Below are 19,969 nucleotides of genomic sequence, written 5' to 3'. Positions count from 1 at the left end.
CATTTGCAGGATAGCTATTTTCATTGTACACGTAACAGAAAAGAAATAGTCTTTTTTCCCGAAACTTATGGAAAAGAAGAAGTTGCTATGCTACTATATTTCATGTAGCACTTCTTGCGGGTGTAGTTTAATGGTAAAACCTCAGCCTTCCAAGCTGATGACGAGGGTTCGATTCCCTTCACCCGCTCCAATCACCGACATAACATAGGTCATCGACCATTTTTCCCTAGGGAGGGCGGCTTGCATGCGAGCCGTCTTTTTTGTCGTCCCGACGTTCGAAGAGACGCAATTTGGGTATAGAATTCCATACGGATCTTCATCCAGGACAGGGAGGGCTAGCCCATGATACAAGCGAGGATGCATGGTGTCACCGTTTATGAAAGCACACTCATGAAGACGACGTCGACGTTGATCGAGACGCCGGATTGCCTGATCGTCGTCGACCCGAGTTGGCTGCCGGAAGAAATCGCGGTGATCCGTCGTGACGTCGAGATCGTTCGGCGCGACCGTCCACTATACGTCGTCTATACCCATGCTCACTTCGATCATATCATCGGCGCCTACGCGTTTCGGGATGCGATCACGATCGCCTCGAAATCTTTCGTCGAAAGCGATCAGGAACACGCCCTGCGGGAGGTCCGCTCATTTTGCGAATCCTATTATCTCGATATGCCTGCTGTCTTCCCTGTCGTCGATCATGTCATCTCCGAGTCCGATACGACGCTGAAAATCGGCAAGACACGCCTGACGTTCTTCCTGACGCCCGGGCACGAAGCAAGCCATCTCTCCTTCGTCGTCATGCCACTGCACCTGCTCATATGCGGGGATTACGCATCGGACGTCGAGGTCCCGTTGATCGAACACGACTCGGGAGAATATTTGACTACGCTCGAGCTCCTCGAGTCGTTCATCTATGAGTACGAGATACAGCTGATGATTCCCGGACACGGTCATATTTGTGACGTCCGGACGGAGATGATCGAACGTCTCCATGCCGGATACAATTACATCCTTGCGCTCCGGGCGAATAAGGAGCCGGAATGGGATGCGAGCTGGCCGCGAACGAACTTCATGAATCGGCTGCATGAAAAGAACAAACGCCAGATCGCGAAAGAGGAGGAAGCCCGCCTCTCCCGGCGCCAGTTCGATTGAGTTTAAAATAATCTGCACGAAGAGGCCATTCCGAAAATCAACGGAATGGCCTCTAAATCATTCAAGAAAGCAGCATCGCAAGCAACGCCTTCTGCGCGTGGAGCCGGTTTTCTGCCTGATCGAACACGAGCGACTGCGGACCGTCGATGACTTCGGCCGTCACTTCTTCTCCCCGGTGGGCGGGAAGACAGTGCAAGAAGATCGCATCCGGAACAGCACTGCCCATCACGATGGCATCGACTTGATATCCTTCGAATGCCTGCTTGCGCTCCGCCTCCTCTACTTCTTGCCCCATGCTCGTGAAAACGTCGGTATATAATACGTCAGCACCAGCAGCGGCATCGAACGGCTTCTTCATGACACTGACAGTGCCTCCCGTCACCTTCGCGATCTCTGTCGCCCGCTCGACGATCGATGCGTCCGGTTCATAACCTTTTGGGGAAGCGATGCGGACGTTCATCCCGCTCAGCGCCCCCCCGATCAGCAGGGAATGAGCCATGTTGTTCCCATCCCCGATGTAGCAAAGCGTCTTGCCTGTTCGTGTCCCGAAATGCTCGTCGATCGTCAAAAGGTCAGCCAATACTTGGCACGGATGGTGCGCATCCGTCAATCCATTGATAATCGGAATCGAGCCTGCCGCCGCGAGCGTCTCGACCTTCGCATGTTCGAATGTCCGAATCATCAGGGCGTCGACGTATCGGCTCATGACCCGGATCGTATCTTCAAGTGTCTCGCCTCGTCCGATCTGCGTCGTGCTCCCGTCAAGGTGGAGCGGGTACCCGCCCAGCTCTATGACCCCGACCTCGAATGACATCCGTGTGCGCGTTGATGCCTTCTCGAACAAGAGGGCGACTTTTTTTCCATCGAGCTGTTTCATGTACTTCTCCGGATTCTTCTTCATATCCTTCGCGAGATGGATCAACTCGCTCAAGCTTTCCGGCGTCAATTCCTCAAGCGTCAGCATATGCTGCATGGATTTCGTCTGCGTCTTCATGTCACCTTCACCCCCCTTTTTTGCCAATACGCGAGCGGATGGATGCCGCTCTCCCGTCTTTGGTTCAGCGCTCCATATAAATATTCCGCAAGCTTCTCTTCCGTGATCACGAGCGCTCCCGCCTTCAAGGCGTTTTCACGAACGACGGCTTCCTGAGGGATGCACGAGAAGAAGGCGAAGGTCTCGTTGAACTCCATCCCATTCTCGAACTTTCTCGCATCCTCGAACGTACCTCCCCATCCTTCCGTACCTTCTCCCATCAAAATGAGGCTGCGGGTCTTCATGGCTCTGTCGGTCGTCGCGTCCCAGGCGAAGCGCTCCATCACCGGCTCCCCAAGCGTCCACTGCAGCGTCTCTCCTGTCGAACGCATGACCGGACCTGTCTTCGGATCGACACCTTCGAGCTTGAGGGTGGAGAAGACCGGTGTCTTGACGGCATGATAATCAAGTTCTTCACGCTCTTTCGGAACGATCGTCTCGAGCGTCATGCCGAGCGCCGCCTTGACGGACCAGTCGAGCAGGGGACGGCCCGTGACCTTCGAGACGATCGGCAACGTCCGTGACGCACGCGGGTTGATTTCAAGCACGTGAAGTTTACCCTCACTCAGGACGAACTGGATGTTGAATGCCCCCCGATAATCAAGCGACTTTCCGATCCGTTTCGCGACCTGCTCGATTTCATCCTGAACAGCACGCGACGCCTTTACAGGAGGGAGAATCATCGTAGAGTCGCCCGAATGGACTCCCGCCTGTTCGACCTGTTCCATCACGAGCGGGACATAGACGGTGTTCCCGTCAGAGACGCAGTCGACTTCGAGCTCTACCCCGGCAACATAGGCATCGACGAGAAGCGGATAGACGAACCGCCCTTTCTGTGTCGCCAATTCATCCGCGTCATGCAGTATGTGCATCCCTTTCCCGCCGATGACATAGGACGGCCGAACGATACATGGATAACCGATCTCGGCGATCGATTCATACAGCGCCGTTTCAGAGTCGACCTCTTCGCCTTTTATGCGCGCGATTTCGAGCTGGTCGAGGAAGCGGTAGAAACGGTCGCGGTCCTCCATCTCATCGACCACATCAGCTTTCGTTCCGAGCAACCGGAAACCGCGTTCCTCAAGCATATGAGCGAGCGCGATGCCCGTCTGTCCCCCGAACTGGATCAGGACGTCGCTGCAGTTCTCGGCTTCAAGGACATGGATGACCTCTTCCTTCGTCAGTGGCTCGACGTAGAGCTTGTCCGCCACCTCGAAGTCCGTCGACACGGTCTCGGGATTGTTATTGATCATGATCGCCTCGTATCCGAGTGCCTGCAACGAGCGGACTGCGTGCACCGAACAGTAGTCGAATTCGATTCCCTGGCCGATCCGGATCGGTCCCGCCCCGATGACAGCGACTTTCTTATTCTTGCTCGGAACCGTTTCAGTCCGCCCGCTCCACGTCCCGTAGAAGTACGGTGTCGTGCTTTCGAATTCACCTGCACACGTATCAATCATCTGATAGACAGGCTTTATGCCGAATTCTCCTCTTATCGCCCGGACCTCATGCTCGTCACGCCCTGTCAGCATCGCGATTTGCTCGTCTGTAAAACCGTGCCGCTTCGCAAACAGGAGGGAACTGCTCTCCAGTGTGATCGCTTGGCTGATCGAGCTGAGCTTCTTCAGGCTATTGACGAAAAGTGGACTGATTCGTGTCATCCGCTGCAGCTCGTCCTCCCCGATCATCTTTCTATCGAGCAGCGCAAGCATCGCGAGCAGACGACGGTCTGTCGGTTTGTTCACTTCCTCGAAAAGTGTGGCAATGGCGGCTTCCTTCATCCAGGCCGGGTAGAGCGGCGACTGCTCGATACCTGCTCCGCGCCATGCCTTTTGGAGCGCTTCCTCGAGTGTCTTGCCCATCGCCATGCTCTCCCCCGTCGCTTTCATCTGTGTCCCAAGCGTGCGGTCGCTTGAGTCGAAGAGATCGAACGGGAAGCAGGGGACTTTCGCCGTCACATAATCGAGGGCAGGCTCGAAACTCGCCATCGTCTCCGAAGTGACCGGATTGATGCACTCATCAAGACGTTCACCAAGTGCGAGACGGGTCGCGATTTTCGCGATCGGATAACCTGTCGCCTTCGAGGCGAGCGCCGAAGAACGGCTGACCCGTGGATTGACCTCGATCACGTAGTACGCTTCCTCGGTCGGATGAACCGCGAACTGGATGTTGCAGCCGCCGATGACCCCGAGTTCTGAGACGATCGTTCGTGATGCCGTCCGCAGGATTTGGCTCATCCGGTCTGACAGCGTCTGAGCAGGCGCGAAGACGACCGAGTCGCCGGTATGGACCCCGACCGGATCGATGTTCTCCATATTGCAGACGATGATGCTCGTCCCGTAAGCATCCCGCATGACTTCATATTCGACTTCCTTGTATCCGGCGATGCTCATTTCGATCAGGCACTGGTTGATCGGGCTTGCGGCAAGCCCGAGTTTCGTCATACGAATCGCATCTTTTCGTGTCTGCGCGATTCCTCCGCCTGTTCCGCCGAGCGTAAACGCCGGTCTGATGACGACCGGTACACCGTGGACCGAAAGAAACTCCTCAAGCTCCCCGATCGTCTCGACCGTCGTACTGATCGGGAGCGGCTCGTTCAGTTGCTTCATTTTCTGTTTGAATCGCTCACGGTCCTCTCCGTCCCGGATCGTCTCAAGTGACGTCCCGAGCATTTCAACACCATTCTTTTCGAGTACACCACTGGCATCAAGCTCGAGCGCTAGATTCAACGCTGTCTGTCCCCCGACATTCGCCAAGAGATATGTCGGTTTTTCACGTTCGATGATCGCAGCGACCTTCTCATGCGTCATCGCTTCGATATAGACGTGGTCCGCCGTCATCGGATCCGTCATGATCGTCGCCGGATTCGAATTGATCAACACGACCTCACAACCTGACTCTTTCAGCGCCTTGCACGCCTGGGTGCCTGAATAATCGAATTCGGCCGCTTGTCCGATGATGATCGGGCCGGATCCGATGACGAGTACTTTCTTCTCAGCTGACATGCTGCACCTCCTTTTTGATCATTCCTTCGAACACGTCGAAGATAGCCATCGCTTCCTTCGGTCCCGGGCTTGCTTCCGGATGGAACTGGACCGTGACGATCCGCTCGTGCGGATGACGTAACCCTTCAATCGATCCGTCGTTGACATTTTCATAGAGGACCTCAAGAGGTGACAGGTTCACACTTTCTGAATCGATGACGTATCCATGGTTCTGGGAGGTCAGCCAGATTTCGCCCGTCTTGACGTGACGCACCGGATGATTCGCTCCCCGATGCCCGTAACGCTGCTTCGAGACCGTGCAACCGAACGCGGTTGCGATGACCTGATGTCCCATGCAGATGCCAAGTGTCGGATAGCGAAGCGCAAGCTCCTTGACGTCATCGAGATGAGCAGACATTTGAGCCGGATCTCCTGGTCCGTTCGAGAACAAAAGACCGTCAGGATTCAACTGTTCGATGACGCGACGCGGTGTGTCGTACGGAACCTGGACGACAGAGAATCCGCGCGCATTAAGCGCTGCGATCATCGATGCCTTGACGCCGTAATCGATGCAGACGATGGTCCCTTTTTTATTCATCGATTCATGGACGATCATCTTATTCGTAGTCACACGGGAGATGACACCGCCAAGAGTTCCTTCAGGATTACCTTCCGCCTTCGAATCGATGACTGCCCACTGGTCGCCTCCCTGGCGGATGCTGCGAACGAGTGCGCGGGTGTCGACACCCGAAACGACCGGGACGCCAGATGATTCGAGCCAGTCTTTGAACCCGCCTTTGTCCTCTTCGACGAGTGTCTGCATCACGATACCCGACACTTGTATCTGCTTGCTTTCACTTGCATTATCTTCAATCCCGTATTGACCGATCAGAGGATAGGTGAAGACGACGATCTGTCCTTTGTAAGAAGGGTCTGTCAACACCTCCTGATAACCAGTCATCCCGGTATAGAAGACGATTTCGCCTTCTCCCGCCGACTGTCGTGTCTCGAAAGTTCCCTCATATATGGTTCCGTCCGCAAGCTTTATTTCCGCTTTCATCCTCTCACCCCCGCTTTCTGTTCGAGCACATGCTCCATCATTCTGATCGCTTGGGCGATTTCTTCTTTCGTCACGAACAGGGATGGCAAGAGCCGTATGACATTCGGTCCCGCCGGCGCGACAAGCAAGCCTTCGTGCTGGAGCGCATCGATCACTGGCGCGACCTCTTCTGTCATCTCGATCCCAACCATCAGCCCCTTACCACGCACATCGACGATGGAGGGGGTTTTCAGCTTCGACAGTCGATCCATCAGATAGCGTCCGGTTTCCTCGATGTGTTCGAGCGCCGACTGATCAAACAATAATTCAAGCGTCGCTTTCGCAGCCGCCATCGCAAGCGGATTTCCTCCGAACGTCGAACCGTGCGTCCCAGGTGTGAAAACCTCTTCTGCTCCTTGCGCAGCTAAGATCGCCCCGACTGGAAAGCCGCTTCCGAGTCCTTTCGCAAGCGTCACGACATCAGGAATGAGTGGGGTGCTTTCATACGCATAACGGGTGCCAGTCCGGCCAATTCCGGTCTGGACCTCGTCGACGACGATTTTTGCGCCGACCCGCTGCGCCCGCTCCATCAGCGCGTCGAGCCACGTATCATCTGCCAGGATCACACCGCCCTCTCCTTGGATCAACTCGATCCAGACAGCGGCAGTCTGTTCAGTGATCGCTTCGAGCGCTTCGAAGCTGTTGTAAGACACGTGATCGAATCCTTCGACCATCGGACCAAATCCTTGCTTGATTTTCTCCTGTCCCGTCGCCCCCATCATGGCGAACGTTCGTCCATGGAACGATTGGCTGAATGAGACGACACGATTCCGTCCCGTCCATTTCCTGACGAGCTTATAAGCACCTTCGTTCGCCTCCGCTCCGCTGTTGCAAAAGAAAGCTCCCTTGAAATGCGTCCCGCTGATCAGCTGCTCCGCAACCGTCTCCTGGCCGCTGATTCGGAACAGGTTCGACATATGCCACACCTTTCCGAGCTGTTCCGCTATGCTCGCCTCGACATGGGGGTGACGATGACCAGTTCCACAGACTGCGATGCCCATCATGAAGTCGAGATATTTTTTTCCTTCAGCATCCCAGACGTATGATCCGGATGCTTGCACAGCCTCCATCTCACGACGCTGATATGTTGGCAATAGATGTTCCATGATTTCCCTCCTTCACGGTCGTGCCACTGTCTCCTGCGTCTTTTCCGGAACGAATGACGACCTCTTCGGCGCCGCGGGCAAGAAGCTGCACAGCCGCCTCGCACTTTGGAATCATCCCGCCATTGATTTCTCCGTTTTCGATTCCATCGATGAGCGCTGCAGGTGTCATTTTGCTTCGGAAGCTGTCGCCGATCCGGACTCCGGGTACATCAGTGATCAGTTCGAACACGTCCGCCTCGAGCGCTTCCGCCAGAGCGACTGCGCAGGCGTCTCCGTTGCAGTTCAGCGTCCCTGTCGTCCCAAACAGGAGAGAGGTGACGACAGGTATATATCCGTTCGAAGTCAGCGTTCTAAGCAAACGGCCGTCGACCGCCTCTACATCTCCGACAGCGCCCAGCCGCTTCTCAAGCTGCCTCCCTCTCATGATTCCGGCGTCGACGCCGGATAGTCCGACTGCCAGCAGGTTCTGCTCGATGAAAGACCGGACGACCCTCGTCTGCATCTCACCGGCAAGTACCCGCTCCGCTCCCTTCAACACCTCATCGGTCGTCACGCGGATTCCACGATGGAAGGCCGGGTCTATCTTCGCGTCTTCGCAATATGCCGAAAGCGCCGGACCACCGCCGTGGACGACGATGAGTTCATTCCCTTTTGCGAGCCATCCGCGCCACTCTTCAAAGAAAGCCGGATCAAGCTCATCGAACGTGCTCCCGCCGAGTTTCACCACCTTCAGCCGGCTCATGTCCGGTAACTCGCGTTGATTTTGACGTAGTCATAGGTCAAGTCGCAGCCGTACGCCTGTCCCGCGCCTGATCCGGCTCCGAGATCGACCTCGATCCGGACCGTATCAAGGGCGAGTTCGGCCGTCGCCTTCTCCTCATCGAACAAGACCGGCTGACTGTCGCGCAGGACGACTTGAGAACCAATTTTCACCATGATGGATGAGACATCGATCGGTTCATCGACGGCGCCGATCGCAGCGACGATCCTTCCCCAGTTCGCGTCTCTTCCGAAAACCGCCGTCTTGACGAGCGAGGATCCGACGATCTGCTTTGCGATTTTCCGGGCAAGCATGTCATCGATTGCGCCGTTGACGTGCACTTCGATCAACTTCGTCGCGCCTTCGCCGTCACGGGCGATCTCCTTCGCGAGCACTTCACAGACATCGAGCATCGCTTCCTTGAGCTGTTTCGCCTCTTCCGATCCCGCCTCGATTTCCGGAGCACCAGATGCGCCGCTTGCCAGCACGAGCACCATGTCATTCGTCGAACTGTCCCCATCGACGGTGATGCTGTTGAAGGTGGCGTCGACACACTCCCTGAGCATCGACTGGAGGAGACCAGGTTCGATCGTCGCATCGGTCGTCATGAATCCCAGCATCGTCGCCATGTTCGGATGGATCATCCCCGAACCTTTCGCGACGCCGGCGACCGAGATCAGGTGTTGCTTCTGGTAATACTGGCTTCCGGCCGTCTTAGTACCGGTATCCGTCGTAAGGATCGCTTCCGCGAACGATTCTGCTTCGTCGTCTGTTCCCTGAGGAGCGAGCATTCCGATGCCGTTCAAGAGCGTATCGATCGGGAGCGGTTGACCGATCACTCCTGTCGAAGCAATGGCTACCTGTTCCGGCCGGATATCCCATTTCATGCTGACCGCCTCCTGCGATCGACGGGCATGCGCCAGGCCGACGTCCCCCGTGCAGGCGTTAGCATTCCCGCTGTTGATCAGGACGGCACGCAATTTGCCGTTCGAGTCCGCCATCGCCTCCTTCGTCACTTGAATCGGGGCAGCTTGGAAGTGGTTCGTCGTATAGACCGCAGCAGCGCTCGCTTCCGTTTCACACAGCAAAAGCGCGAGATCCTTTCTCTTTCGTTTCAGTCCGACATGTATTCCCGTCGCCGAGAACCCTTTTGGAGTCACGAGCGACATCGGCGTCTTCAGTTGAACCTCGAGCACGATTCATCCCTACTTTCTAGATATATGTTGGTTGGTGTGTCAATCCAGCCGTCTCATCGAAGCCAAGCATCAGGTTCGCATTTTGTACAGCCTGCCCCGCCGCTCCTTTGAGCATGTTGTCGATGACGGAGACGATCGTCAAGCGCCCGGTCCGTTCATCGAGATAGACGGAGAGATCACAGTAATTGCTGCCGACGACTGATTTGATTTCCGGATCGCTCAAGCGAACACGGATGAAAGGATCTTCGGCATAGGCCTCTTCCAGAACTTCGCGCCACTTCGATTCAGCCATCGAGACGGTCGGCACGACGACCATCGTCGCCATTATTCCCCTGTTGATCGGGAGGAGGTGAGTCAAGAACGTAAGTGAGACATCGAGTCCCGTCTCCTCGTTGATCACCTGCTCGATCTCCGGAATATGCTGGTGTGTGTGGATTTTATAGAGCTGGACATTCTCGTTCGCTCGCGCATGGTGCGTCTTCTCAGTCAAACTCTTTCCAGCCCCTGTAATGCCGGAGGCGGCCGAGATGATCAGTTGGTCAGGGGCGATCAGTCCCTTCTTCAAAAAAGGTAACAATCCTAGGAGGACCGCCGTGGCATAGCAGCCCGGATTCGAGATCAGCCTCGCATTCCGTATCTCACTGCGCGCCACTTCTGTGAGTCCGTAGACGGCACGTCTCTGTATCTCTTGTGCGACTGCCTTTTTCCCATACCACTTCTCATAGGACTGCTTTTCAATTCGCAAATCTCCACTCAAGTCGACGACTCTCCCTTGAAAGTCGTTCAACTGTTCCAAGTAGCCTGTCGACACCCCGCTCGGAGTCGCAAGGAACAGGAGCGTCGATTCGGAAATGCGGTCCAAAGAGAAGGAATCCAAAACAGGATACTCATAATTATTCATATGAGGGTATAATTCACCGGCGGATGCACCGGCCTTCGACTCGCTGATCAACTGAATGATTTCAAGTTCTGGGTGACCGTTAATTAGTCTCGTCAGCTCTAAAGATGTATAACCGGTCGCTCCGATGATGGCGCATTTCATATCGATACATCCCTTCAATCATTGATAGGACGATTAAAACATATGTATATTTATACTGTCAATTGTATTTTTATTAATAAAAGACAAATAAAAGACCTCTTCTCCAAAAGGAAAAGAAGTCTTTCTTCCTGTTATTGCGTTTGCTTCAATCCTGACATCAAGTAAAGATCGAAGAATTCAGCGACCTGTTCCCGCTCGAGCGCTTCATGTTGTTCCGCCCAGCGAAAGACGAGTGTTACGTATAGCTCGAGCATGACGAACGCGGTCAATTCAGGCGGACAGTTTTTGATCTCACCACTTTTGATTCCTTGCTCGATCTCCCCTTTTATGAACGAGACGATCGCATCCTCGATTTGACGTGTCGCCTCCTTCGCGGCCGGCGTCCCCATCTCACGTACTTCTTGCGTCATCTTGAGCAAAAATTGATGGTCCTGACGATAATCGAAAATCCGCAGCAAGGCGCGGTACAGTCTTTGCTCGAGCGACTCTTCTGCGGCGAGCGCTTCCTTCGCGATCGACTTCAGCTGAGTTATTTCCTGATCGAGGATCGACTGGAACAGCTCTTCTTTATTTTTGAAAAACAGATACAGCGTCCCTTTTCCCACCCCGGCGAGCCGGGTGATTTGATCGATCGTCGTCGCCTTATATCCGAAGGTCGCGAACGACTGTTTAGCCGCCTCAAGAATCCCGCGCTCCTTTTCACTGCTCATGCGAAGTTCCCCTCTTTCCCTATGACTTCTATAAGGTCATCGTACCACAAAAGTTGGAAAATCGGTCGCGTTCGCCTTAACCTTTGCTCGTCAAGAACCAGTCTTCCCCGAGAGGATGATCGAGCTCGACGTATACGTGACGCATCGGGGTTGCAGCCCGCTCGATTCGCTCCCCCTCGAGCGTCGTGATCGAACGAACGCAGAGTACCACGCTTTCCATCGCGGGACCGAAACAATGGACCTCGTCGCCGACGGAAAAAGCATTCCGCGGCTCGACTCTCACCCGTCCCGCCGTTCCGTCCGTACCGACGACCCGTCCGAGGAACGTTTTCCGTGCGCGGCGCTTTCGTTGCAGATCCGCGATCGCCGGTTCCCCGAAGTAGAAACCGGTCGACGTCTCACGCGTCATCGCATCCCGCAGTTCCGCTTCCCAAGCCGGATCAAAGCGGAATCGTTCCCCCTCTTCGAGGAAGCGGTCGATCACTTGTCTGTAGATGCGCACGACCGTTGCGACGTAGTAGGCGGACTTCATTCTCCCCTCTATCTTGAAGCTGTCGATGCCGCTCTCTATCAGCTCCGGGATGTGGCGTAGCATCATCATGTCTGCTGCTCCCATGACGAATTTCCGATTTTGCTCCTCAAGCGTGTAATCCCAGCGGCAGGACTGGGCGCAGCCACCGCGGTTCGCATCACGCTCCGCCATATGATTCGACAACGTGCATCGTCCGGAGTATGACATGCACATCGCTCCTTGGATGAACGTCTCGAGTTCGATGTCGACTTTATCCTTCATCTGCTTGATCTCTTGTAGGCTGACTTCCCTTGCGAGCACGACTCGCTCGATCCCTTCTTCCTTCCAGAAGGCGAGCGCCTCGCTGTTCGTCGTCGACGCCTGCGTCGAGAGATGAATCGGCAGGTCCGGCGCGGATTCCCTGGCGATCTCAATCAGCCCGGGATCGGAAATGATGGCTGCGGAGATACCGATTTCTTCGAGCATCCGGAAGAAGTCGGCAGCCCCTTCCGCATCACCTGGATGAGCGATCATGTTAGCCGCTACATATACCTTGGCTCCGTGCATGGCCGCAAAGGAGACCGCCTCCTCCATCTCGCTGCGCGTGAAGTTGCCGGCGCGCGAGCGCAGTCCATACTGTTGCCCTCCGATGAAGACGGCATCCGCCCCATAAGTGATAGCTACCTTCAACCTGTCGAGATCCCCGGCAGGTGCGAGCAGTTCCGGTTTCATGTTCATCGGACGGTCTCCTCTCTACCGAAGAATCCAGTGCCAAAATCCATTCCTGACGTTCGCAGGTCTTCAGCGAGCAGTTCGTGACGCAATATTTTACATATGAGATACTCGTATTCCTCCCGGTCCATCGCATTTCCGTCGAGCAGCAACTCTTCGATCCCGAGTTCTTCGAACCGACGGTCATCAAGCAGCAGGACTTCCGCTGAATATACATGCGTCCCCATGGCGTTCTCCTCTACCGGATAGGACTTGCCCGTCTTCGCTTCGCGTATTCTTTCCTTCGATTTCGTCCCATGGATCGTCAGCAGCTTTCGTTTGGAGTGATGCAGGCACGTATGGCCAAACGCCTGGACCATGATGTTCGCATCACACCCTTCTTTGATCCTGCTGATTTCTTTTTCTGTCAGCTCGCGTGACAGGATGGCTCCTTGCGCCCCGATTCGCGTAAAGAAACGACACTGCTCAGCTGAGGTGAGGACGGTTTCTCCATCGACATAGAACGGGATGCGACAACCCGATGTCCTCCAAATATGTATTGCCCCCACATCGAGCAGAAGCAACCGGTCGACACCGATCTCCTCGAGGAACGACAACTCTTTTCGAAAGAGACCGACTCCCCCCTCGTCGAGCAAAGCGTTGCATCTGACTGTCACTGTCGCTTCCGCTCCATGTGCCTGAGCAGTGATGTTTCTCATCTCTTCCCTCGAAAAATAGCCCGGGCTTCTGAGCGTCAAACGTTCAATACCGAGTACGAGATCACTCGCCCCAGCCTCCAGTAGGCGCTGAGCCTGCTTTTCATCAAACGGAGTCACCGAATATCGAACTTCCATCTTCCTCCACTCCTTGTGCTATATTTCACAATATTTCCGTCGTCCAGTGTAGCACACCGCCCGCCATGTCGGAAGAGATGTCACAGAGTGTTCAGATTACAAAAAAAGCGGCACCCGGAAATATCCGGTTACCGCTTGCTGATTTATTCGTCAGTTTTTTTCGACGCGTCCTGATACGAGCCGATCGACCCCGACCACTCCTGCTCCCATGACGGCGATGACCCCACACAGAATTGCTGTAAACACCGCTTCATTCCCCCGTTCACATTATAGACATATCTTATTTCTTATTGTGCAAGAAAAAACGAGAAAAAGAAAGCGTTTTCTTCGAAAAATCGTCACATTTCAGGAAAAGTAAGCCAAACCGACTTGACTTTACTGGAATCACCTGGCGAAATCCCCCTATGAGCTAATCGACAGGCAAAAAGAGATACCCTGGATATAACACACCCACTTCCTCTCTTTTGCCTGAACATGCTGACAGCTCTAGCCGCGACAGGATTCAGCCATTTCCGAGGAACCTCCCAAAAGGAAAGTTCTCCATAAAAAGAAAGATGATTTAGGATTGACGAGCTGATGTATTTTCGTTATGATGTCTCACATCAACACTTTTATGCATAAAAGCAAACAAGCATAAAAGCAAACACACGAAACGGAGGTGGAAGCATGCGTATGTCTTTTCGCGAATCCGCATCTCTTCTAATTGTCAGTGCACTCATCTTGCTCGCCGTCCTGTTCGGCGCAAAAGCAGAACCCCATCTTGCTATCCTTTCAAGCCTTGTGGTCGTCGCAGCTTACGCGATGCTTCGGGGAATTACATTCGAACACCTTGAGGAATCGATGATCCAAGGCATCCGCGAAGCAATAAAACCAATTTTGATCATGCTGCTCGTCGGCATGACGATCGCTGTTTGGATGATGAGCGGTGCTGTCCCGACGCTTCTCTTCTTCGGGCTCGAAACGTTATCTGCACAATGGTTCGCTCCGAGCGCGTTGCTAATTGCGATGCTCGTCTCGACTTTCACGGGCAGTTCGTTCACGACAGTCGGTACGGTCGGTGTAGCGCTGATGGGAATCTCGATCGCTCTCGGTGTCAATCCTGCCCTTGCAGCAGGTGCAATCATCAGCGGAGCATGTTTCGGTGACAAGATGTCGCCGCTTTCGGACACGACTAACTTTGCGCCAGGCATCTTGAATTTATCCGTATTCAGTCATATCCGTTTCATGATGGGAACGACAATTCCCGCCATCACCTTGACGTTCATCATCTTCTTCCTCTTCGGACAAGGAAGCGGAGACGTCGATCGCTCACTTGTCGTCAGCACGCAGAACGAGTTAGCTCGCCTGTTCTCACTTTCTCCATGGACGCTTCTGTCGCCTCTGCTCGTGATGGTTCTCGCTTTCCGTAAGACAGCCGTCATCCCGACGCTGGTCCTCGGTGTCTTGAGCGGCCTAGCGTTGACGGGAATCGTACAAGGGAACTGGAATATCGGCAACTGGATGTCTGTCATTCAAAACGGACTTTCGCTTGAGACGTCGAACGAAACAGTCGCATCGATCGTCAACCGCGGCGGTCTTCAATCGATGATGTGGTCCGTCTCACTCGTCATGCTCGCGCTCGCCTTCGGCGGCATCCTTCGGGGGCTCGGTGTGATCGATGTGCTGATCGAACGGACAGTTTCCAAGTTGCACCGGGATGGAAGTATCATCAGCTCCGCCGCCCTATCATCGATCGGAGTAAACTTCGTCGTCGGTGAGCAGTACCTTTCGATTCTGCTTCCGGGACAGGCCTTCAAGTCGATCTTCGCCGAACGGCGAATCGATCGGCGCTACCTGTCACGTGCGCTTGAGGACGGCGGTACGCTGATCAATCCACTTGTGCCTTGGGGTGTATCCGGAGCATTCTTCGCCTCGACGCTCGGCGTTCCGGTAACGTCCTACGCGCCGTTCGCCTTCTTCCTGCTCCTGTCGCCGCTCTTTACCTTCATCCTTGCCTACACGCGTCCGACGAAGGAACAGGAAGTCAAACAGGCCGCATGATCCAGCAGTATGAGAATCAAAAAGCCCGATTCCTTCATTCCTTATCCTCGGGAATGAAGGGACCGGGCTTTATAGGTATTTCGTGTCGAGATTTCCGGAACATTGCACTTGAATTTCCCTGCAAAGAGACCGATAGTGAAAAAAGGAAGTAAATCGTGACTATCGAATCATCAGCCAATTCTCTTATACGCTACAAAAGACTATGTCATATTTTTGTCACATTTCCTTCACGATTTACCTACTTTTGTACACAATTCAATCAATCATTAAGGATTTACGCTAAAATAGGCTTTGTTTTACCACACAAAAAAGTGTAAGCTGTGCTTCATGTGGGAATATACCAACCATAAGAGAGATTATTAATTAAAGGATAGACAGAGATAAAAAACGCACCTTCTTCCAGAGGATGCCTTCAATGTGATTGTAGGAGGAGTTCATATGATTAAAAGAGGTACACTTGAACGATTAGATGGCAAATACGCCGTTTTACTTTGGGAGAACGGATCGAGCTTCATACCGCGTCGTTACCTCCCAGCAGAAGCACGTCTTGGTGACGCTATTCTATTTGATGGTACAAATTACTCATTAGACGCCAATTCCGTTTCCGAAACACCTTTCAATAATTTTTCATTCCGTCAAATGGGCTAAAAAATCCGGTCACGCAAACTGATGCGACCGGATTTTTTAGTTGAATGCGCGTAATGTCCGTTCATGACAGGAAGGACAGATGATTTGACTTAAATCTCCGATTGAACGCTGAACGAGCAGCGAACCATCTTTTCTGCAGTGATGCTCGGGCTGCAGCGCCCCTTCGTCCGTCCAAATCGCGCACCAGAAACGGCTTGTCAGTCCGTCGCACGTCGGGCATTGATAGAGCTCATATTGATGAGGAACCCATCGATCGGAAATCGTATCGATATTCGCATGAAAAGCATGGATGAGCCGTGCCCGGTTCTCATCGTCCAACCGTTGCCTGCTTACAGCAGGTTCCTGAAACCGCGGGACGAACATGAATGGCAATCCAATCTCATACTGGGCCATCCCATAAGTGAGCATCGTCGGAAATTCACCCCACTCCTTTGAAGCACCCGTCTCGAAGTGTTCCTCGTATGAGCAGTTTACACACCGCAGCCGCATCGAATCCCTCCTCAGTCGATTTTCTTGACCATCTCCTCTAGCATGTCACTCGTGACCGGGCCGACATGCGCCTCGACGATTCTTCCATCACCGTCAATGACATAGGTCGCAGGCATCGCCAGCAAGCGATAGGCTTTCTCGGATGCACCTTCGATGTCGTACAAGATCGGGTAGTCTACCGGATGTTTCTTTAGAAAAGACGAGACATCCTCCTTGCCGCGACGCTCAGAGGTCGTCACGTTGATACCGTATACCGGAATATTCGACCGTTCAGAAAACACGTTCAATTCAGGAATTTCTTCAACACAAGGCGGACACCAGCTCGCCCAGAAGTTGATCACCATCCCTTTGCTTGAGAGTCCTGTCAATCGAACGTCTTGTCCGTTCTGTTCGAGCATCAAGTCGGGAGCCTTGTCCCCGACCTTCAAACCGCCTTTCGCTTGTGCTTCCATCTTTGCCTCCTGCTCTTTTTCGAGCCGGACAGCCGAATATCCTTTATAGATAATACCTGTGAGGGCAAGCGCCATCGCAAGCAACGTCAACCATCTCTTCAATTTCTTCACCTCAACCTTAGTGTACCAAAGGGACCAGAGATCGACACAGCAAAAAGGCTGTCCTCCTCTCGAAGAACAGCCTTCACATGGTCTTCTATCAATTGAAGCGCGGAAGTTGCCGTTTCACTTCCCGGTCACCCTTACCACTCATCGAAATCGGCTCCATGTCGAGCGCGTCGTTCAAGGACGTCTTCCCTTCCTTGACCTCCAGACGGCGGTTGAACAGATCTCGGTTGCCTACGGTCGCGACCAGCACGGATGCGACATCGGTTTCTGAAATCGTTGCGCCTTCCGTATCCTTCAAATCCTCATCCGCTTCGATCAATCCTCGTCCCGGACCATCCGTGATCGTCACCGGGCAAATGATCGTATAGTTAAGTCCGCTATGTTCAAGTTGTTCATCAGCGGCATTTTTCGCTGCGTAAAATGGATAAACGTCCTTCTTGAATTGTTCCGGCCGATCTGCTCCGTAGGCGCTCAGAAGTACGAAATGACGGACCCTAGCCTTCTTCGCTGCATCAATCGTCTTGAGTGCGACTGTCCGATCGAGCAATTCGATTTCCGTCGTCTCGCCATGGACACCTGCCGTAGCGGCACATATGACGGCATCCTGACCTGCGACCCCTTCATCGATTTTCTTATCGAGTTCGTGTTCGATGTCGACGAACAAAGCTTTGACGCCCATCTTCTCGAACCGTTCTACCAAATGCTCATATCGCACGATGACGGTCACATGGTTCTCTTTCGCGAGCGATTTGACGACACGCGAACCGATCGTTCCTGATGCACCGACTACTAATACTTTCATGAGTAAGGTCCCTCCTCGATATGATAGTCATCTCATGTGAACTGCGCACCACTTCTTCATTCTTAAAGCAGAAGCCTCCCGGATGACAGCCTTGCTCGGGCACCGTCAGCCGCGAACGTCGCCAGGGCGCATAGTCCCTGAAGAGCTACATGATATTAATTTCCACCTATCAAGAGGGTGCAAACCCCTTTTGTCCAATTACTGATTTTTTAAGGTACCGTAAAAGGTCGTGTCGAGATTCGCCCGTACTTCTTTAAGGGTCGGTTCGTTCGGAACATAATAGTAGACGCCGCCGATGTAGTCATCCGCACCCTTGATCTCAAGGTGCTCCCGCTCAGACAGAAGTGCAAGCGAAAGCGCAGCCGTCGCCATTTGTCGGACCGATATTTCGAGATTCATCTCTTCCTTCATGTAGCGGTGAGCCGCAGGGATGCTCGTCCAGCCGGTCGGCTTGAGCAATTCCTTCGCCGTCGCTTCGATTATCTCGGATTGGCGGTTCGCACGCGCTCCGTCCGTGTCGGTCTTTCGATGACGTGAGTAAGCGAGAGCCATCGCACCATCCATATGGTATTCCTTCCCTTTTTGGAAGGAATACTGATTCGCCTTGCCGCTTGCATCCTGTTCGCTGAATGTTCCTGTCGAAACGAGGTCAATTCCGCCGATCGTATCGATCAGTCCGATGAATGAATCGAACGAGATGACGATCTTGCTGTCGACCTCCGTATCGAGAAGCGTCTCTGCAGCCCCTTCCGAACAATCCTCGCCACCGTAGGCGAAAGAATGCGTGATCTTATCCTTCTGGCCGTCTTCACATGGAATCGGCGTGTACGTATCCCTCGGGATCGATGTCAGCTGAATCGTTCGCGAGAGCGGGACGAACTGCATCGTCGACAGCGAATCCGCACGTGATCCCCTGAGCGATTCACCAGGCCGCGCATCGCTGCCGATCATCATGAACGTAAACGGCTGTGAGGTGAACAGCACGATCGCGGCGAGCAAAAGGAGCAGCAACCCGAACATCTTACCTCTCCATTTACGTTTCGGACGTTCCGTCCCCCGCCTACCGGAGTCGCGCCCGCTCTGCTGTTTCTCTGCCTGACGCGGGCGCTGCTTGACTGAAGCCGACCGTTTCCTCAACCTGAAACTCGGCAGCGATGGAAGGGTTCTTTTTTTCGTTTTCTTTTGTTTTACTGGCCCGCTCGATTGATGGTCAATGAATCGCTCACCGGACGGGCGCGTCTCAGGTCCAGAGGCACCCATCTCATCACGTCTCCTCCAGTCCTCCAGCGGCGTAGTCTGTTCCCGTTCTGCCTGTGTCATTGCTTCCTGCCGCTTCCGTTCGAGACGGGAACGGCCATTGCGAGATTCAGTCATATTTCTTATCCTCCGTATTTCAGTCCTTCAAAAATTTTCTATCTCTCAAAAAATCGCGTAGATACTTCCGTTTCGGTTCAAGCATCGTCCGAACGATCTGCGAAACCCATCCTTCGCTCCGTTGTCCGTCCGTGCGTTCCGTATAATATGCTGCCGTTTTTTCTTCGTATTCTTGCAGAAATCTGAGCAGCTTATCATCCTCAGTATAACGATTCCGGTGAAAGACCGCCTCCATCGGAAGACGGGGCTTTTTGCCGGGAGAATGGTCCGGTAGACCGATAGCCACACCGAAGAGCGGAACGGTCTGATTCGGGAGAGCAAGCAGCTCACTCACCTTTTTTGCGTCATTTCGAAGCGATCCGATATAGACCGCACCATATCCAAGCGACTCCGCTGCTACGACCAGATTTTGCGCCGCAAGGCTCGCGTCGACTGTTCCGACGATGAGCGCTTCCGTCGATTCGATCGTCGCATCGAGATTCGACCCTTGCCAAGCAGCAGCGACAGCATGCTTATGGTAGTCGATGCAAAAGACGAAGAAATATCCGTTTTCTGCGACATAAGATTGTTGACTCGCGACTTCCATCAACGACCGCTTCAGTGCTGCGTCGTCGACTCCGATGATTGCGTAAGCTTGCTGATAGGAAGATGTCGAGGCAGCCTGCGCAGCCTCGACGAGGAGACGTACTGTCTCATCGTCTAATGGATCCGATTTGAACTTACGAATGCTCCTGTGATTCAAGATCGTCTGGATTGTTTCATTCATACATATCCCACCCCAGTTTTTTATCCATCGTAACGTTTTGGACGGAAGATTGTCATCTTTCCTCTCTCGATACGTTCTGTTTATGAATATTTCGGGAAGACTATAGTATTGAAGTTTGCGTTTTTTCAAGGA

General features: G+C 53.6%; 18 protein-coding genes and 1 tRNA gene. 4 read left to right on the top strand and 15 right to left on the bottom strand.

Going from position 1 to position 19,969, the window contains the following annotated elements; translation table 11 throughout:
• Positions 1-116: 116 nt before the first annotated feature.
• A tRNA-Gly gene (locus tag DFG60_RS05300) sits at positions 117-190 on the top strand.
• Positions 191-342: 152 nt separating this feature from the next.
• Positions 343-1,152, top strand: a complete 810-nt coding sequence (locus DFG60_RS05295; RefSeq protein WP_114570696.1) for an MBL fold metallo-hydrolase — start codon at positions 343-345, stop codon at positions 1,150-1,152.
• 61 nt (positions 1,153-1,213) lie between these two features.
• Here the strand turns inward: DFG60_RS05295 and argF are convergent, their stop codons facing one another.
• The 10 genes from argF to DFG60_RS05245 all read right to left on the bottom strand — a co-directional run bounded on the left by argF (position 1,214) and on the right by DFG60_RS05245 (position 13,158).
• Positions 1,214-2,146, bottom strand: coding sequence for an ornithine carbamoyltransferase (gene argF / locus DFG60_RS05290; RefSeq protein ID WP_114570695.1), 933 nt, complete (start codon positions 2,144-2,146; stop codon positions 1,214-1,216).
• Positions 2,143-5,190: a carbamoyl-phosphate synthase (glutamine-hydrolyzing) large subunit gene (carB, locus tag DFG60_RS05285; protein WP_114570694.1), complete on the bottom strand. Its 3,048-nt coding sequence runs from the start codon at positions 5,188-5,190 to the stop codon at positions 2,143-2,145. The genes argF and carB overlap by 4 nt, the downstream gene beginning before the upstream one ends.
• On the bottom strand, positions 5,180-6,229 hold the full coding sequence (locus tag DFG60_RS05280) for a carbamoyl phosphate synthase small subunit (RefSeq protein ID WP_114570693.1): 1,050 nt from the start codon (positions 6,227-6,229) through the stop codon (positions 5,180-5,182). Before DFG60_RS05280 ends, carB begins: the two co-directional genes overlap by 11 nt.
• Positions 6,226-7,374 (bottom strand): acetylornithine transaminase, encoded by a 1,149-nt coding sequence (locus tag DFG60_RS05275; RefSeq protein WP_114570692.1) that lies wholly within the window; start codon positions 7,372-7,374, stop codon positions 6,226-6,228. The genes DFG60_RS05280 and DFG60_RS05275 overlap by 4 nt, the downstream gene beginning before the upstream one ends.
• Complete coding sequence (gene argB / locus DFG60_RS05270) at positions 7,340-8,116, bottom strand: acetylglutamate kinase (RefSeq protein WP_114570691.1); 777 nt, start codon at positions 8,114-8,116, stop codon at positions 7,340-7,342. Before argB ends, DFG60_RS05275 begins: the two co-directional genes overlap by 35 nt.
• Positions 8,113-9,303: a bifunctional glutamate N-acetyltransferase/amino-acid acetyltransferase ArgJ gene (argJ, locus tag DFG60_RS05265; protein WP_114570790.1), complete on the bottom strand. Its 1,191-nt coding sequence runs from the start codon at positions 9,301-9,303 to the stop codon at positions 8,113-8,115. The genes argB and argJ overlap by 4 nt, the downstream gene beginning before the upstream one ends.
• 43 nt (positions 9,304-9,346) lie before the next feature.
• Entirely contained in the window at positions 9,347-10,372 is a 1,026-nt protein-coding gene (gene argC / locus DFG60_RS05260; RefSeq protein ID WP_114570690.1) for an N-acetyl-gamma-glutamyl-phosphate reductase, read from the bottom strand.
• 131 nt (positions 10,373-10,503) lie between these two features.
• Positions 10,504-11,082 (bottom strand): TetR/AcrR family transcriptional regulator, encoded by a 579-nt coding sequence (locus DFG60_RS05255; RefSeq protein WP_114570689.1) that lies wholly within the window; start codon positions 11,080-11,082, stop codon positions 10,504-10,506.
• A 76-nt stretch (positions 11,083-11,158) separates the two neighbouring features.
• Positions 11,159-12,331, bottom strand: coding sequence for a peptidase U32 family protein (locus tag DFG60_RS05250; protein WP_114570688.1), 1,173 nt, complete (start codon positions 12,329-12,331; stop codon positions 11,159-11,161).
• Positions 12,328-13,158: a peptidase U32 family protein gene (locus tag DFG60_RS05245; protein ID WP_114570687.1), complete on the bottom strand. Its 831-nt coding sequence runs from the start codon at positions 13,156-13,158 to the stop codon at positions 12,328-12,330. Before DFG60_RS05245 ends, DFG60_RS05250 begins: the two co-directional genes overlap by 4 nt.
• A 666-nt stretch (positions 13,159-13,824) precedes the next feature.
• Here DFG60_RS05245 and nhaC point away from each other — a divergent pair.
• The gene (gene nhaC / locus DFG60_RS05240; RefSeq protein WP_114570686.1) at positions 13,825-15,198 is read left to right on the top strand and encodes a Na+/H+ antiporter NhaC; all 1,374 of its coding nucleotides are present in this window, start codon (positions 13,825-13,827) and stop codon (positions 15,196-15,198) included.
• Between the two features lie 438 nt (positions 15,199-15,636).
• Complete coding sequence (locus DFG60_RS05235; RefSeq protein WP_114570685.1) at positions 15,637-15,846, top strand: DUF3006 domain-containing protein; 210 nt, start codon at positions 15,637-15,639, stop codon at positions 15,844-15,846.
• Between the two features lie 36 nt (positions 15,847-15,882).
• Here DFG60_RS05235 and DFG60_RS05230 read toward each other — a convergent pair whose 3' ends face one another.
• The 5 genes from DFG60_RS05230 to nfsA all read right to left on the bottom strand — a co-directional run bounded on the left by DFG60_RS05230 (position 15,883) and on the right by nfsA (position 19,837).
• Positions 15,883-16,335 carry a hypothetical protein gene (locus DFG60_RS05230; protein WP_114570684.1) on the bottom strand — a complete coding sequence of 151 codons (453 nt, stop codon included), beginning with the start codon at positions 16,333-16,335 and terminating at the stop codon, positions 15,883-15,885.
• An 11-nt stretch (positions 16,336-16,346) separates the two neighbouring features.
• Complete coding sequence (locus DFG60_RS05225) at positions 16,347-16,889, bottom strand: TlpA family protein disulfide reductase (protein ID WP_114570683.1); 543 nt, start codon at positions 16,887-16,889, stop codon at positions 16,347-16,349.
• A gap of 97 nt (positions 16,890-16,986) precedes the next feature.
• Positions 16,987-17,697, bottom strand: a complete 711-nt coding sequence (locus DFG60_RS05220) for an NAD(P)H-binding protein (protein ID WP_114570682.1) — start codon at positions 17,695-17,697, stop codon at positions 16,987-16,989.
• Between the two features lie 198 nt (positions 17,698-17,895).
• A complete protein-coding gene (locus DFG60_RS05215; RefSeq protein WP_114570681.1) occupies positions 17,896-19,071 on the bottom strand; it encodes an LCP family protein in 1,176 nt (391 codons plus the stop codon).
• Between the two features lie 19 nt (positions 19,072-19,090).
• A complete protein-coding gene (gene nfsA, locus DFG60_RS05210; protein ID WP_114570680.1) occupies positions 19,091-19,837 on the bottom strand; it encodes an oxygen-insensitive NADPH nitroreductase in 747 nt (248 codons plus the stop codon).
• Positions 19,838-19,969: the final 132 nt, after the last annotated feature.

This window comes from Exiguobacterium flavidum, from assembly GCF_003344535.1.
Lineage (GTDB): Bacteria > Bacillota > Bacilli > Exiguobacteriales > Exiguobacteriaceae > Exiguobacterium_A > Exiguobacterium_A flavidum.
This window is presented reverse-complemented; position numbering and strand designations above follow the sequence as displayed.